The organism is Pseudoalteromonas sp. Z9A4 (genome assembly GCF_011378845.1).
Classification (GTDB): domain Bacteria; phylum Pseudomonadota; class Gammaproteobacteria; order Enterobacterales; family Alteromonadaceae; genus Pseudoalteromonas; species Pseudoalteromonas arctica.
This window is the reverse complement of the sequence record NZ_WTLA01000014.1, coordinates 61,172-77,096: the sequence shown is the minus strand read 5'-3', so window position 1 is coordinate 77,096 and position 15,925 is coordinate 61,172. Positions and strand designations below refer to the sequence as shown.

Genomic DNA, 15,925 nt, shown 5'->3' with positions numbered 1-15,925 from the left:
AAATTAAGCGCCGTTCTATATAATTCGTTAATCCGTACCTATAATCTTTATATATGACCTTAAAATTCAATAAAACAGAATAATTATAGATAAAAACCCATAAACACGATTGCAAATCAATATCATTTAGATTAAATTGCGCACTTCTTTTTGAACTAACTGGAAAAACTTATGTCGTCCCCTCAAGTTTTGCGTTTATCTAAACTAAGCTTTGCTACTTCTTTAATTTTATCTGGCTATGCATTTGCCGATGAAGCAAATACAAAAGATGAACCTCTAGAAAAAATTGCAGTGTATGGTCAGCATCATAAAAACTACATAACAGAAGAAGCGCAATCATCCACTAAATTAGGTTTAACAATTAAAGAAACACCACAGTCAATCTCTGTTGTATCACGCGCACTAATGGACGACTTTTCACTAGACGATATAAACTCAGTACTTGAAAGCACGCCAGGCGTAACAGTAGAGCAAATAGAAACCGACCGTACTTACTTTAAAGCTCGTGGTTTTGAAATTACTAACTTTCAAGTTGATGGATTAGGTATTCCACAAAGCTCAGGCTCTATTCAAGGAAGTCTTGATACATCAATTTACGACCGCGTTGAAATTGTGCGTGGCGCTAATGGCTTAATGACCGGCGCGGGTAATCCTTCTGCTACTGTAAATATGGTTTTAAAAAAACCAACATATAACACACAAGCTAATGCGTCTGTGTCATATGGTTCGTGGAATAAAAAACGATTAGATTTAGATGTATCGACCCCTATTAATGAAGAACACGCTGTAAGAGCTGTATTTACAAAACAAAAAGCGGATTCATACTTAGATCGTTACGAAACAGATAAAACAATTATTTACTTAGCCTACGAAGGCAAATTAACCGACAACACATTATTAAGCGTTAACTACGTTAACCAACAAAAAGATGCTGATAGCCCACTTTGGGGGGCACTACCTCTTTATTACACCGACGGCTCACCAACCGACTATGACGAATCAACCAGTACTGCTGCTGATTGGTCTTACTGGGATAACAGTGCAGAGCAAGTATATGTAACGCTTGAACAAAACTTATCAGCAACATGGGTGGCTAGAGCGCGCTATGCTCACATTGAAAACGAGCAAGACTCAGAGCTGTTCTACGTATACGGTACACCAAATAAAGACACTGAGCTTGGTTTAACCGGTTATGCAAGCCGTTATGATTACGAAGATAAGCATGATTTATTTGATCTATATGCCAGTGGTAAATTTGATTTATTTGGTCAAGAGCACGATCTATCATTTGGTGTTAGCCAAGCAAAAATGGATTACACCGAGCAGTCTCTTTACGATTACACCACAGGCAATGGCTTTCCGGCAATGCCATCACTTAAAACGTGGGATGGGGTAATGCCACAAGCAACACTTGCTGATGGCGTAAATGGAAGCAATATAACAAATGAGCAAAAATCAGCTTACATATCAACTCGTATCAGATTAAGTGAACCTTTAAGTGTACTTGCTGGCGTGCGTTATACAGATTGGGAAACAAAAGGTACAGCGTACGGTGTTGCTCAAACACGTAATGACTCTGAGCTAATACCGTACATTGGTACAGTGTACGACTTTAACGAATCTCTATCGGCTTATGCAAGCTATACAGAAACATTTGTACCGCAAAAAGAACTAGATATAAATGCCAATCAACTACCTGCTGTTACTGGTAAAAGTAGCGAAATAGGTGTCAAAGCACAGCTTCTAGACGACCAGTTATTTGTAACGTTTGCTTATTTTGATGCAAAACAAGATGGCCTTGCTGTTGCTATAGCTAACTCATTACCAAGTGATACGCGTTATTATGCAGCTGATGGCATTAGTAGTAATGGTTTTGAAGTAGAGTTAAGTGGTAAATTTACAGATGATTTAAGTGCAAGTATTAGCTTTAGTAATTTAAATATTGATGGTGATGATTTAGTAAAAGATTACACACCAGAAAACCAACTTAAAGTGGCCGCAACCTACCAAGTGCCTTTAGTTGATGGCTTATCATTTGGTGCAAATTACCGCTGGCAGGATTCAACTAGTCGAGTACAAGTTAGCGATGCTAATGGTATTGCAAGTGTTACTACCAACCAAGATGCATACGGGTTACTTGATTTAATGGCCACTTACAAAATTACAGATAACGTAGGAGTCACTTTCAACGTTAATAACACCACAGGTGAAAAATATTTGCACAGCCTATACTGGGAACAAGGTTACTACGGTGCACCGCGTAACTACGCTCTATCTGTAAATTGGCAGTTATAAATATATTTGATTAATTAAAGGCTGTAGATTTTTGCAGGTTAAATTAAAAAACGACACATTTTTAATGTGTCGTTTTTATTTTTATCTAACCTAAACTCTGGTTAAGAGATTTACTAACGTATTGAATCATAGTGGTATTTAAATTTATTTTCTCTAGCCAGAGATTTTCAGTGGAAACAAGGCGAATTTACGCGTCAATAGCTGGCCTATTGTAAGTAAATTCAACGCAGTTAGCGCTGAAAATAGCTGCTCGAGATAGATTTATTATCCAGAGCTCAGGTTATCTACTTTAAGTTTTTAATAACAAAAAAACGCTAATCATTACTGATTAACGCTTTTTAAAGCTCGGGTCAAATCAAGCTTAAAAACTCATTTTGAGGCTGTTAAAGATCAGCGTCATCGCCCAACTTATCTTCACCATCATCTGGTTCAATAGTTGCTTTTAATAAAAGCATTTCGCGTAACTTGCCTTCAATCTCATCTGCAATTTCTGGGTTTTCTTTCAAAAACTTAATTGAGTTAGATTTACCTTGGCCAACCTTGTTGCCACAGTAGCTATACCAAGCACCTGCTTTTTCAACAATTTTATGCTTAACGCCTAGGTCAATTAGCTCGCCTTGCTTAGAAATACCTTCACCATACATGATGATAAATTCAGCTTGTTTAAACGGCGGCGCTACTTTGTTTTTAACAATTTTAACGCGAGTTTCGTTACCAACAACTTCATCGCCTTCTTTAACAGAACCAATACGACGAATATCAATACGTACCGATGCGTAAAACTTAAGTGCATTACCACCCGTTGTTGTTTCTGGGTTACCAAACATAACACCAATTTTCATACGGATTTGGTTAATGAAAATACACAACGTGTTAGAGCGTTTAATGTTACCAGTAAGCTTGCGTAATGCTTGCGACATTAAACGTGCTTGTAAGCCCATGTGCGAATCGCCCATATCGCCTTCAATTTCAGCTTTTGGTGTTAGTGCAGCAACCGAGTCAATTACAACAACATCTACTGCGCTTGAGCGTACTAACATGTCACAAATTTCTAGTGCTTGCTCACCTGTATCTGGTTGAGATACAAATAATTCATCTATATTTACACCCAATTTTTGGGCATATACTGGATCTAGAGCATGCTCAGCATCAATAAAGGCACATGTTTTGCCTTCTTTTTGTGCTTCTGCGATAACTTGTAAAGTAAGCGTTGTTTTACCAGATGACTCAGGTCCGTATACTTCAACAATACGTCCCATAGGTAAACCACCTATGCCTAAAGCAATATCAATACCTAATGAGCCTGTAGATACAGATTCAATGTTTAACGCTTTGTTATCACCCAATTTCATAATTGAGCCTTTACCAAATTGACGTTCAATTTGTGATAGTGCTGCGTCCAACGCTTTTTGTTTGTTATCGTTCATTTTATTCTCCAAATCCAGCTAATGGAATCAAGTATACTGTATGAAATCACAGTATCAAGCTAATTTTTTTATTTTATCTCATCTATTACACTTTTCAATGCAAATACAATAGCTTGCAGTCTAACTTGAGCCCTATCGCCAGAGAATACTTGTTTAAAGGTCAGTACTTTGTCATTAATTTGTATGCCAAACCACACAAGTCCCACAGGTTTGCCATCAGTTGCCCCGCCAGGTCCTGCAATACCCGATACAGCTATAGATATATTTGCATTTGTTGCTTTAATAGCACCTAATGCCATTTCACGCACTGTTTGTTCGCTCACAGCACCGTACTTTGCTAATGTGCTTGCACTTACATTTAGCAAATCTTGCTTTGCTTGGTTGCTGTAAGTCACAAATGCACGGTCAATATAAGCAGAGCTTCCGGGCGTATCTGTAAGGGCATAACTCACTCCGCCACCAGTACATGACTCAGCACTAGTGATCCATAAGCATTTATCCGTTAAAATAGCGCCTAATTGCGCAGCAAGTGTTTTAATCTCTTGATGTAATTCCATATTCAGCCTTTGGGTAAATACATGTCGTTTGATCTTTATGCACCACACACTATAAAACAACAAACCCCTATGATGCAGCAGTATCTAAAAATAAAATCAGAGCATCGCGATATTTTATTGTTTTATCGTATGGGCGATTTTTACGAACTCTTTTTTGATGACGCTAAACGCGCCGCTCAATTACTCGATATTTCGCAAACTCATCGCGGTAAAGCCGGTGGCGATCCTATCCCTATGGCTGGCGTACCTTATCATGCAGTAGAAAACTACCTAGCACGCCTAGTCCAAATGGGTGAATCAGTCGCTATTTGTGAACAAGTGGGTGACCCTGCAACCAGTAAAGGCCCTGTCGATCGAAAAGTTGTTCGTATAGTTACACCTGGTACAATTTCTGATGAAGCGCTTTTACAAGAACGACAAGACAATCTTCTTACTAGCGTTTGGCAAAGTAAAAAAGGTCTGTACGGTATCGCGTACCTTGATATTAACTCTGGTCGCTTTAACGTTGTAGAGGTTAACACCGACGAAGCCTTTAGCTCAACTATTCAGCGCTTAGCTCCGGCAGAACTTCTGTATAGCGAAAGCTTTGAAAACTTTCATTTAATTGAGCATATAAAAGGTGCCCGCCGCCGCCCAGAGTGGGAGTTCGACTTAGATACGGCTCAGCACTTATTATGCGATCAGTTTGGTACTAAAGATTTAGTTGGTTTTGGTGTTGATAAAGCCCACAGCGCGCTTGTTGCTGCCGGTTGTTTAATGCAATACGTAAAAGATACACAACGTATTGCACTGCCACATATTCGTGCAATTACGCTTGAGCACAACGAACACGCTGTTATTTTAGATGCCGCAACCCGTAAAAATTTAGAACTTACCGTTAATTTATCAGGTGGGTTTGAAAATACACTTGCCCAGGTACTTGATAAAACAGCAACACCTATGGGCTCTCGTTTACTTAAGCGCCGTATTCATACACCTGTACGTAATAAAGACGAGCTAAATTCACGCTTAAATGCAATTAGCGCTATTTTAGATGTACAACTGTGCGGTGAATTACACGAATCATTAAAAGAGATTGGTGATGTAGAGCGTGTTATTGCACGCTTAGCTTTATGTACTGCTCGCCCGCGCGATTTAACTCGCCTTCGCAGCGCATTACAAGCACTTGCGCCACTACACACTTTGTTAGGCGATGCTAACGATCCTCGTATAGCGGGTATTATCAAGCACTCGCCTGAGCTCCCTGATTTACAAGAGTTATTAGAACGTGCAGTGATAGAAAATCCACCGGTACTTATTCGTGACGGTGGCGTTATTGCCCCTGGTTACAACAGCGAACTAGATGAGTGGCGTAACTTAAGTAAAGGTGCAACCGATGTACTTGATCAACTAGAGTTACGTGAACGCGAACGCACGGGTATTAGTACGCTTAAAATTGGTTATAACCGAGTACATGGCTTTTTTATTGAAGTAAGCCGCGCCAATGCCCACTTAGTGCCAGCCGACTACATTCGTCGCCAAACGCTCAAAAATAACGAACGCTATATTATTCCTGAGCTTAAAGAGCACGAAGATAAAGTACTTGGTAGCCAATCAAAAGCCTTAGCGCTTGAAAAGCAACTATACGAAGAGCTGTTCAGATTTATCGCTCCACATATTGAACAGCTGCAAATGATGGCAGCAGCACTGGCCGATTTAGACGTGTTAAATAACTTGGCCGAACGTGCATTTGCACTCAATTATGCAAAACCAGAACTGTGCGATAACGACAATATAAGCATTAAGCAAGGTCGTCACCCTGTTGTTGAACAAGTAATGAAAGAACCGTTTATTGCTAACCCTGTTGAATTAAACAGCCAACGTAAAATGTTGATTATTACGGGTCCAAACATGGGCGGTAAATCAACCTATATGCGCCAAACAGCACTTATTGTACTAATGGCTCACATTGGCAGTTATGTACCTGCAGACAGCGCTAAAATAGGTAATATTGATCGCATATTTACACGTATTGGTGCTAGCGATGATTTAGCATCAGGTCGCTCAACCTTCATGGTAGAAATGACCGAAACAGCGACTATTTTAAATAATGCCACGGCGCAGTCTTTGGTATTAATGGATGAAATTGGTCGTGGTACAAGTACCTATGATGGGCTCTCGCTTGCGTATGCAACAGCCGATCATTTAGCGTCAAAAATATCAGCTAAAACATTGTTTGCAACGCACTACTTTGAGTTAACAGAACTTGCTGAACAAACAACAGGTCTGGTAAACGTGCACCTTGATGCAATAGAGCATAACGATACAATCGCCTTTATGCATACAGTTCTCGACGGCGCTGCAAGTAAAAGCTTTGGCTTACAAGTAGCTGCCCTTGCAGGAGTTCCTAAAGCTGTGATTGCACAAGCAAAGCAAAAACTTAAGTTACTTGAAAATCATCAAAGCGTTACTGCACCAAATACAGAGCAACAAGCCTTTACTTTTAATAACGAAATTGCACAAAGTGCCCCTTCTGAAGTAGAAGAACAATTAAGCGCAATTGACCCTGATAATTTATCGCCACGCCAAGCGCACGATTTATTATATAAACTAAAAGCATTGTTGTAATACCAACCTGCATAAATCTTTGATCAATTTAACGAATTAAATTGCACTATAACGTCGTTAGAAATTTTTTATTTAGAACAACTAGATACAAAAATTTTTGCCTAGTTCTAGCGTAATTTCCTTAACGTTAAATAGACCCCGTATATAAGCAGATTGGTATAATTTATATCATCTAATTTACAAGCATAAAAAAGCCGAAGAATAAATTCTTCGGCTTTTTAACACACATAGTCTTTTAAATTATTTAAGCTGTTACGAAAACTGATTAAACAAGCTATCTGTACTTAAACCTTCTTGTTGCAAAATGTCTTTTAGACGACGTAATGCTTCTACCTGAATTTGTCTTACACGTTCACGTGTTAAGCCTATTTCGCGGCCTACATCTTCAAGTGTAGATGGCTCGTAGCCAAGCAATCCAAATCGACGTGCTAACACTTCGCGTTGTTTAGGGTTCAATTCACCTAACCAATCTACAATGTGCTTATTAATATCATTGTTTTGTACTTCGCCTTCAGGGCCAGCACTTTTTTCATCAGGAATGATATCAAGTAAAACACTGTCGTTTTCACCACCAATCGGCATGTCTACTGATGCTATTCTCTCGTTTAAACGTAGCATTTTAGTTACGTCTTCAACGGGTCTGTCTAGGCAAGCTGCAATTTCGTCAGCTGTTGGTTCATGGTCAAGTTTTTGAGTTAATTCACGCGCTGTACGTAAGTAAACATTAAGCTCTTTAACCACATGTATTGGTAGGCGGATGGTGCGAGTTTGATTCATAATGGCACGTTCGATTGTTTGACGTATCCACCACGTAGCGTAAGTAGAAAATCTAAAGCCACGCTCAGGGTCAAATTTTTCAACGGCTCGGATTAGGCCTAAGTTACCTTCTTCAATTAAATCAAGTAGAGCAAGGCCACGGTTATTATAACGGCGTGCTATTTTAACAACTAAACGTAAGTTACTTTCAATCATACGTTTGCGTGAGGCTTCACAACCTCGAAGTGATTTGCGAGAAAAAAACACTTCTTCTTCTGCGCTAAGCAAAGGAGAAAAACCAATTTCGCCTAAATAAAGTTGGGTTGCGTCAAGATTTTTAGTTACTTCTTCTTTTGCAAAGATTTCATCGTCTTCTACTTTTTCTAGTAACGCTGTGCTTTCATCAGCATCAATATTATCGAATTTTTCGTCAGTCGTAGTGTGTTTGTTAAGTTTTGCTGCGCTAGCCATAAGCCTTCTCCCGAGCAATTATCAATACCTAAAAATTAGGGTAGGTATTTAGCAGGATTGACAGCTTGCCCTCGGTAGCGAATTTCAAAGCGAAGCGCGGTGACCGGAGATTCTGAATTACCAATTTCTGCTATTTTTTGTCCTGCCTTAACCTTCTGCTTTTCTTTAACAAGTAATTTTGAGTTATGTGCATAAGCACTTAGGTAATCATCATTATGTTTCAATATGATTAAACTACCATAACCTCGTAGAGCGTTACCCGCGTATACCACTGTTCCTTGTGCCGCAGCTAAGACTGAAGCCCCTTTGCGATTAGTAATCTGTAAACCTTTATAACCGTTTTCCTTATTAGAAAAGCGTTTGGTAATTTTGCCCTTTGCGGGCCAAAACCATTTAACTTTACTGCTCGACAAACGTTTAGTATTACTAACTTTGTTACTGGCTTGTTTCTGAACATACTCTCGTTGTTTTGGGGGATCAAGCTCTTTCTTTAATATTATGTTATTTTTTTGTGTTTTTTTTGTAGACTTTTTACTCGAATTCGTATATTTTTCATCCCTTTTTATTTTTTCAGGCTTGGGGATTAAGGAGATATTTTGCCCAGGAAAAATAGTGTAAGGTGATGGAATTGAATTGTTTTTTGCAAGTAATCTAACATCTTGCCCAGCACTAAAGGCGATAGAATAAAGGGTATCTCCTCTTTGTACTTTATAGTTGCTTCCATTAATGTTAATAGTATGACCTAAATCGTTAACATTATTATTTAGACTGCTAACAGGCGCAGGAACATGGCGAGAAGAGCAACCAGAAAGAAAAACACCAACAAATATAGTCACATACAGTAAAAACTGTTTATTCATTGTATTTTTCTCCCAAATTAGACAATTGATATTTTTAACGCTTAACGCAATAAAAAGTACGCTAGCGCAATTAATACCACTAATCCCCAACCAAGTATTTCAATATATTGACGTAATTTTGCTTCCATTTTAGCCCCGCCCCACTTCATTAAGGCTGAAACTAAAAAGAATCGCGCACCACGTCCAATCGCCGATGCGAGTAAAAATGGCAAAAATGCCATTTGTAAAACACCTGCGCCAATGGTAAATACTTTATATGGTATCGGCGAAAAACCAGCTAAAAACACAACCCAAACACCGTAATCTTTAAACCAATTTAATGCGATATCAAACTTTTCTTGCCAGTGCATTTGTGCAATCAATGGCTCAACAACGGGTTCAAATAGCCAAAACCCAAGCAAGTAACCAACTACTCCACCAACAACCGATGCTATTGTGGCAAAACTTGCAAAACGCCATGCTTTTTTGGGTTGCGCAAGCGACATAGGTGCAAGCATTACATCGGGCGGTATTGGAAAAAAAACTGACTCTGCAAAGCTCATTGCAGCTAAATAACGTTCCGCATGGCGGTGCTTTGCCCACACTAGGGCCATATCGTATAACTTGGTAAACAACTTCAAAATGAATTCCTATTCAATATCGCCAGGTACTAACGGCACAAATCTAACGGGAGCAATAACATGCTCTTTATAATTATCGCCTTCGCGAATAACCATTACTAATTTTTGATCGCTCTCACCAATGGGCGCTAATAACACGCCTCCATCGGCTAACTGAGCAAGTAAGTCTTGCGGAACTTTAGAGGCCGCAGCAGTCACTATAATACCATCAAAAGGTGCTTGTGATTGCCAGCCTTGCCAACCATCACCATGCTTCATGGTTACATTATATAAATCGAGTTGTTGCAATCGACGCTTTGCCTGCCACTGAAGCGTTTTAATACGCTCTACCGAATAAACTTTTGTAAACGTTTTGGCTAATATTGCAGTTTGATATCCAGAGCCAGTACCAATTTCCAGCACTTTATTGCGTACACCAGCTAAGCGAAGTAGCTCTGTCATGCGCGCTACTATATAAGGCTGGGAAATAGTTTGCCCTTGCCCAATAGGTAGCGCCGTATTTTCATAAGCTTTGTGTTTTAGCACATCGTCTACGAATATATGTCGCGGAATATCAGCTATAGCACTCAGTACTTGTGTATCTTCAACGCCTTCGCGCTTTAGTAAGTCAGATAGCGCTTTTGCACTGCGGGTATAATTAGCGAGCACGATTAATCTCCAAATCGGCTAACCAGTCTCCTACTGCTTTTAGGCTGTCTTTGGCTGTCATATCAACACTTAATGGCGTAACTGAAGCAAAACCGTTATTGATTGCATAAAAGTCGGTACCCTCACCTGCATCACTTTCTATGCCCAGCGACCCATACCAATAAATATCTCGACCCCAAGGATCGGTTTGTTTGGTCATGGTTTCTGCTTTATGACGAGCACCTAAACGAGTTACTTGCACCCCTTTTAATTCACTTAATGGAATATCTGGCACATTTATATTTATTATTTGATCTTTTGGAAGCGGATGCGAAGCCAAACCTTTAATAATATTTACGGTAACAGCAGCGGCTGTTTCAAAATGCTCGCCCTTATGTGAGCAAAGCGATACCGCAATTGCAGGTAAGCCTAAATGACGACCTTCAGTTGCAGCTGCAACGGTGCCAGAGTAAAGCGTATCGTCGCCTAAATTGGCACCATGGTTAATGCCAGCAACAACAAGGTCTGGTTTTTCATTAGCTAACTGATTGACACCTAAATGCACACAATCAGTAGGTGTGCCATTTACCGACATAAAACCATTTTCGAGTGTAGTCGCTCGTAGTGGGTTCATTAATGTTAAAGAATTACTTGCGCCACTACAGTTGCGATCAGGTGCAACAAGGGTTACGTCTGCAATTTGTATAAGCGCCTGATATAAAACCGCAATGCCTTTAGCATTTACGCCATCATCGTTACTTAACAGTATCTTCATTTATGTCATTATCCTTCTCTTTGCGCTCTCGTGGGCTTGCATCTGTGTAATCCACCAGCTCGCGTAATAATGCGGTTGCAAAACACCCTTTTGGCAAACCAAAACTCAGCTTTAAACTGGTTTCATCTATGGTCTCAACCGTTAAGTTTTGCGGAATTAAACGCAGCATTCTGCGCTCATTTTTAAGGCCTAACTCACCTAAGCCATCACACCATGTTTGGAAAGGTTCAAGCCAGATTTTTTCTTGTTCGGTTAAACCTTTTTCGCTTTTCCCCACCATAGGTGCCGACATCATAATATCGCCAGTGGCTAATCGCTCTATGTTTTCGTCGTTAATTGCATCTTCAAAAAATGCATTACTGCCGCTGAGCATAAATACTTCACGGTGCATTGTTTTAGCTAAACCATGCTCTTTAACACGTAAATTTACTATTTGATTAAACACATGAGAGCGCGCTGCTGAAATAATAATACCGCGCAGTTTTTTATCGCGAATGCGCTCACCGGCAAACATTTTTTCAGCCATAACTAAGTTATGACCGCCATGCCCAAATCGTTGTTCGCCAAAGTAATTAGGCACACCTGCGCGTACTGCGTTAATGCGGCATAAAATATCAAGGGGCTTGGTTACGTTACGAAGCGTAATAGTAAATTTATTACCTTTGTGGCAGCCCGTGCGTAATTTACGGTCGTGGCGCTGTTGCGACACAATAAAAATACTCTCGCTATTTAAATCGCTAAAATCGATAGGCTTTTTAATCGGTACTTTTACACTAAACCACTGTGAGCACACACCGTGGCGATCTTTCATGCCGGCGTAACTTACGTCTCGCGGTGAAACACCCGCACGCTGCGCAATTAGCTTGGCAACATATTGCGTATTTTCGCCTTTTTTAACCACCTGCAAACACACGTGTTCGCCACTGCCTGTAAATTCTATACCTAGGTCTTCATCAACCATAAAGTCTTCAGCGGTGGTTTTAAAATCAGCTTTAGAAAGCGGAGCACCGTATAAATAATTTAAATCGCTCATGCGTTTTTTGTACTCATAGACTCTTTACTCATAATAACCACTGCATGGCTCGAAATACCTTCCCTGCGCCCTTCAAAGCCTAGCTTTTCAGTAGTAGTGGCTTTAACGTTAATTTGGCTAAGGTTACAATTTAAATCGCTGGCTAAATTAGCACGCATAGCTTGAATGTGTGGCAGCATTTTTGGCGCCTGTGCAACAATAGTCACATCGCCATTGCCAATTACATAACCTTGCTCTTTAGCTAAGCTCACCACATGGCGAAGTAAAATACGGCTGTCGATATTTTCATACTCACTAGCCGTATCCGGAAAGTGCTTACCAATATCACCCATTGCAAGCGAGCCTAAAATAGCATCACATAATGCATGAATAGCGACATCGCCATCTGAGTGCGCTAAAAAGCCTTGTGGATAATCAATTTTTTCACCACAAATAGTTAACGGGCCTTCGCCGCCAAATTTATGTACGTCAAAACCATGGCCAATTCGTATCATAATGCACTCTCGTTTTGTTGTTTATGTAATAAAAACCCAGCCAAGTCTAAATCCTCTGGCGTGGTTATTTTAATATTATCGCTGCGACCTGCTACAAGCTTTACTGGCTTACTCGCCCATTCAATTGCACTTGCTTCGTCTGTAATAGTTGCCCCACTTGCTAATGCGCCTTGAAGTGCATTTTTAAGCTCGTCATATTTAAAAAACTGCGGGGTAAGTGCTTGCCATAAATCGTCTCGTGGCACAGTTTGTAGGGCATGAGTGTGGCCGCGTTTTATGGTGTCTTTTACTTTGCTAGCTAAAATACCGCCTTCATCAGCGCGTATACATTCATCAATTAAACGTTCTATATCACTGATATTAACTAGCGGACGCGCAGCATCATGTACAAGCACCCATGCTGGAGGATTGGGCGCTAAAAAAAGTAAGCTATTGAGTACTGAATCTGCACGCTCTTTACCGCCACTGGCGCGAACAATGCGCTTATCAAGTGTTGGGAGTTCGTCAAAATAGGGGTCGCTGTCGCTAAGGGCAACAACAATAGTGCGTAATTGAGATAATTGAGAAAGTTTAGCTAAGGTGTGTTCTAAAATGGTTTTACCGGCTAATTGTATATATTGCTTAGGCGCATTGTGCTGCATTCTACTGCCAACGCCCGCAGCTGGTACAATTGCTGCAATAGTCTGTTTATTTGTCATATTGTTTGCCCGGTAAAACACGAATAAATGTTTCGTCCGGTTTAATCATTCCCAATTCGTTGCGTGCACGCTCTTCAATGCCTTCTTGGCCAAGCTTTAAGTCTTCAATATCTGCTTTAAGTACTTTATTACGTTTAATGAGCTTTTCGTTGGTTTCTTGATGCGACGCTACAGCACCTTTTAGCCGTGTGTAGTCTTGTAAACCATTATGACCAAACCATAATCTGTATTGTACAAACAGTGCTAAGCACAGTAAGCCAACTTGAAAAATACGCATTTAACACTCCTTATTTTAAATTCCAAATACCTTAACTTTAATACGCTAAGGGGCGCTTAAAATTGCGCCAATTAATACTACCCGCTAAAAGCATTTCGCGTAGTGATAAAACCCGTGGCATACAACGCTTCGAAAATTGCCACTGATGCCCGCAACATGCAGCGGTTAAACTCACTTTACTTGGCTTTATTAGCTGAGCATTTTGCTGCTCTAGCCCACTTCCTAAAAAATCAAACCAACCAAGCTCGTTACAATGCAGCTTATTTTCGCCTAACTGATCGATACTGTCTATTCTAAGACGCACCTGATCGTAGCCATGCAATATAACGGGCACTATAAGCCCCACTTTGGCATACGTTTGATAAAAAAGTTCATTAGCTTGAACATTCACATCGGGTGGGGTCGGTTTTTGCTTTTCAAGCCACGTACTATTTTGTGCATCAAGCGTAAAAGGCGTGTCACCATTGGCAACTAACGTTGCCGCTCGCTCAATATAATAAGGTAGGCTTTTTAACTGGCGGCGCAGTTTATCGGCATTAGGCTCTGCAACTAATCGCTGAACCTCACGCTGATAAAACGCATTACACAATTGTGCATACAACACTTTTTGTGCATCAGTTTGCCAAATTTCAACTTGCTGCTGAGCACCAAGTGACTGATTTTTAGCGACCAAAAGCTGTACTAAAAAATATTCAGGTAAATGTTTTATAACACAGTATTGAATATTTTTTAAGCGCAGCGCACTAATTAAGCGCTTGGCTTTTCACCTAATTTTGCTTTACCTGATTCTAAAAATTGCACAACCGTATTACGCTTTTTACCAATCAGCAAACTGCCATCAGCTAAAAACATAAAGTTTTGCCAATTGCGTTTAAATACATCAAATGTTGTTTCGATAATATTATCGCGTGCCATACAAAAATAAACAGTGGTGTTAGCTTCCCAATCTAAAAACGTTAAGATTGCTTCTGGTGGTTGCGCATCACCATTTTCCCACGCATCTTGCCAATCTACTTCTTGGCTAAAGCTTTTTTCTTGTCCGCACCAATCGGTGTCTTCAAAAAAATCTGGGTGATCAAACTCACGGCTCACCATGGTTGTCCAAAGTACGGCTGCACGCTCATCGCCCATAGGCTTTATTTTTGCTGCGTCTTCATCAGATACAGGTAAATCTTTGTGGCGAAAAACCCACGCCTTTTTGTAATCATCTAAAGAAATATAGTTCATAGTGTTGGCAAATTAGTTAACATTAAAAGTGCAAAGCCAAATTATACAAGAGATCAAAACATGACTACAGCAATAAAACCACTTTCCCTCAAACCAGGTATGTACCAACACTACAAAGGGCCGCAATACAAAGTTATTCACGTTGCCACCCATAGCGAAACCGAGGAACAACTTGTGATTTACCAAGCACTCTATGGTGAATTTGGAATCTGGGCACGTCCACTTAGTATGTTTTTAGAAACCATTGAAAAAGATGGAGAGGTCATACCGCGTTTTGCCTACCTTGGACCTGCCGTTTAACTATGGCATTATAACAAAATAACTTACTCCTCAGACCAGACAAGGGTACACCGTGCAATTTAATTCTACTGACAATTACATCGCAAGCAGCTCGCTAAAACAGGCAGTAAATGCGGCCATTATGCTCGAAAAACCACTTTTAATTAAAGGCGAACCCGGCACAGGTAAAACTATGCTGGCTGAGGAGTTAGCTAAAAGCTTAGATACAGTACTTATTCAGTGGCATATAAAATCGACTACTAAAGCGCAGCAAGGCTTGTACGAGTACGATGCGGTTTCGCGCCTGCGCGACAGTCAATTAGGTGACGAGCGTGTACACAATATTGGTAACTACATTGTTAAAGGTAAGCTTTGGCAAGCATTTACTCATGCAGAATTACACGGTAAACGCCCAGTGCTTTTAATTGATGAAATAGATAAAGCCGACATAGAGTTTCCAAACGACTTATTACTTGAGCTTGATAAAATGGAGTTTCATGTTTACGAAACTAACGAGCGCATTGTCGCAAAAGAGCGCCCTATTGTGATCATCACATCAAATAACGAAAAAGAATTACCGGACGCATTTTTACGCCGCTGCTTTTTTCATTATATTGATTTTCCTACCAGCGACGAAATGCAGCAAATTATTGACGTGCACTACCCTAACGTTAAACAGGATTTAGTACGCCAAGCACTTGAAGTATTTTTTAACCTGCGTGACGCAAACGGCCTTAAAAAGAAGCCATCCACCAGCGAATTACTCGACTGGCTTAAATTACTAATGGCAGAGGACATTGACGCTAAAACACTGCACGATAAAGCTAAAAAAGGTGGCTTAATGCCCATGTTTGGCGCATTACTTAAAAATGAGCAAGATATAAGCCTAATCGAAAAACTCGCGTTTATGAGTCGTCGCTAA

The 15,925-nt window shown here is 40.2% G+C and carries 17 protein-coding genes; 4 read left to right on the top strand and 13 right to left on the bottom strand.

Translation table 11 applies throughout. The features are described from left to right. Positions 1-171: 171 nt before the first annotated feature. On the top strand, positions 172-2,295 hold the full coding sequence (locus GQR54_RS11810; protein WP_166377804.1) for a TonB-dependent siderophore receptor: 2,124 nt from the start codon (positions 172-174) through the stop codon (positions 2,293-2,295). A gap of 383 nt (positions 2,296-2,678) precedes the next feature. Here the strand turns inward: GQR54_RS11810 and recA are convergent, their stop codons facing one another. Together recA and GQR54_RS11800 are read right to left on the bottom strand one after the other, a co-directional pair. Further along, positions 2,679-3,722 carry a recombinase RecA gene (recA, locus tag GQR54_RS11805; RefSeq protein WP_024591486.1) on the bottom strand — a complete coding sequence of 348 codons (1,044 nt, stop codon included), beginning with the start codon at positions 3,720-3,722 and terminating at the stop codon, positions 2,679-2,681. Between the two features lie 68 nt (positions 3,723-3,790). Then, positions 3,791-4,279, bottom strand: a complete 489-nt coding sequence (locus GQR54_RS11800; RefSeq protein WP_101217726.1) for a CinA family protein — start codon at positions 4,277-4,279, stop codon at positions 3,791-3,793. A gap of 21 nt (positions 4,280-4,300) precedes the next feature. Here GQR54_RS11800 and mutS point away from each other — a divergent pair, with 21 nt between their 5' ends. Further along, positions 4,301-6,886 carry a DNA mismatch repair protein MutS gene (mutS, locus tag GQR54_RS11795; protein ID WP_165728454.1) on the top strand — a complete coding sequence of 862 codons (2,586 nt, stop codon included), beginning with the start codon at positions 4,301-4,303 and terminating at the stop codon, positions 6,884-6,886. A 252-nt stretch (positions 6,887-7,138) separates the two neighbouring features. On the opposite strand, the gene rpoS is transcribed toward mutS, so the two are convergent. The 11 genes from rpoS to GQR54_RS11740 all read right to left on the bottom strand — a co-directional run bounded on the left by rpoS (position 7,139) and on the right by GQR54_RS11740 (position 14,724). Continuing rightward, complete coding sequence (gene rpoS, locus GQR54_RS11790; protein ID WP_166377802.1) at positions 7,139-8,113, bottom strand: RNA polymerase sigma factor RpoS; 975 nt, start codon at positions 8,111-8,113, stop codon at positions 7,139-7,141. 35 nt (positions 8,114-8,148) lie between these two features. Further along, positions 8,149-8,973 carry a peptidoglycan DD-metalloendopeptidase family protein gene (locus GQR54_RS11785; RefSeq protein ID WP_166377800.1) on the bottom strand — a complete coding sequence of 275 codons (825 nt, stop codon included), beginning with the start codon at positions 8,971-8,973 and terminating at the stop codon, positions 8,149-8,151. Between the two features lie 41 nt (positions 8,974-9,014). Beyond that, positions 9,015-9,593 carry a YqaA family protein gene (locus GQR54_RS11780; protein WP_007584782.1) on the bottom strand — a complete coding sequence of 193 codons (579 nt, stop codon included), beginning with the start codon at positions 9,591-9,593 and terminating at the stop codon, positions 9,015-9,017. Between the two features lie 9 nt (positions 9,594-9,602). Further along, complete coding sequence (locus tag GQR54_RS11775) at positions 9,603-10,241, bottom strand: protein-L-isoaspartate(D-aspartate) O-methyltransferase (protein ID WP_007584780.1); 639 nt, start codon at positions 10,239-10,241, stop codon at positions 9,603-9,605. Further along, positions 10,231-10,995 (bottom strand): 5'/3'-nucleotidase SurE, encoded by a 765-nt coding sequence (gene surE / locus GQR54_RS11770; protein ID WP_166377798.1) that lies wholly within the window; start codon positions 10,993-10,995, stop codon positions 10,231-10,233. Before surE ends, GQR54_RS11775 begins: the two co-directional genes overlap by 11 nt. Then, the gene (locus GQR54_RS11765; protein WP_166377796.1) at positions 10,976-12,028 is read right to left on the bottom strand and encodes a tRNA pseudouridine(13) synthase TruD; all 1,053 of its coding nucleotides are present in this window, start codon (positions 12,026-12,028) and stop codon (positions 10,976-10,978) included. The genes surE and GQR54_RS11765 overlap by 20 nt, the downstream gene beginning before the upstream one ends. Then, on the bottom strand, positions 12,025-12,522 hold the full coding sequence (ispF, locus tag GQR54_RS11760; RefSeq protein ID WP_165740817.1) for a 2-C-methyl-D-erythritol 2,4-cyclodiphosphate synthase: 498 nt from the start codon (positions 12,520-12,522) through the stop codon (positions 12,025-12,027). Before ispF ends, GQR54_RS11765 begins: the two co-directional genes overlap by 4 nt. Further along, positions 12,519-13,220, bottom strand: coding sequence for a 2-C-methyl-D-erythritol 4-phosphate cytidylyltransferase (gene ispD, locus GQR54_RS11755; RefSeq protein ID WP_165740818.1), 702 nt, complete (start codon positions 13,218-13,220; stop codon positions 12,519-12,521). Before ispD ends, ispF begins: the two co-directional genes overlap by 4 nt. Continuing rightward, entirely contained in the window at positions 13,210-13,497 is a 288-nt protein-coding gene (gene ftsB / locus GQR54_RS11750) for a cell division protein FtsB (protein WP_007584772.1), read from the bottom strand. The genes ispD and ftsB overlap by 11 nt, the downstream gene beginning before the upstream one ends. Positions 13,498-13,534: 37 nt before the next feature. Further along, a complete protein-coding gene (locus GQR54_RS11745) occupies positions 13,535-14,170 on the bottom strand; it encodes a hypothetical protein (RefSeq protein ID WP_166377794.1) in 636 nt (211 codons plus the stop codon). A 74-nt stretch (positions 14,171-14,244) separates the two neighbouring features. Next, positions 14,245-14,724, bottom strand: a complete 480-nt coding sequence (locus tag GQR54_RS11740; RefSeq protein WP_165740820.1) for a DUF2947 domain-containing protein — start codon at positions 14,722-14,724, stop codon at positions 14,245-14,247. Positions 14,725-14,784: 60 nt separating this feature from the next. Between GQR54_RS11740 and GQR54_RS11735 the strand changes: the two genes are divergently transcribed. Continuing rightward, positions 14,785-15,024 (top strand): DUF1653 domain-containing protein, encoded by a 240-nt coding sequence (locus tag GQR54_RS11735; RefSeq protein WP_165728443.1) that lies wholly within the window; start codon positions 14,785-14,787, stop codon positions 15,022-15,024. A 52-nt stretch (positions 15,025-15,076) separates the two neighbouring features. Beyond that, the gene (locus GQR54_RS11730; protein ID WP_166377792.1) at positions 15,077-15,925 is read left to right on the top strand and encodes a MoxR family ATPase; all 849 of its coding nucleotides are present in this window, start codon (positions 15,077-15,079) and stop codon (positions 15,923-15,925) included.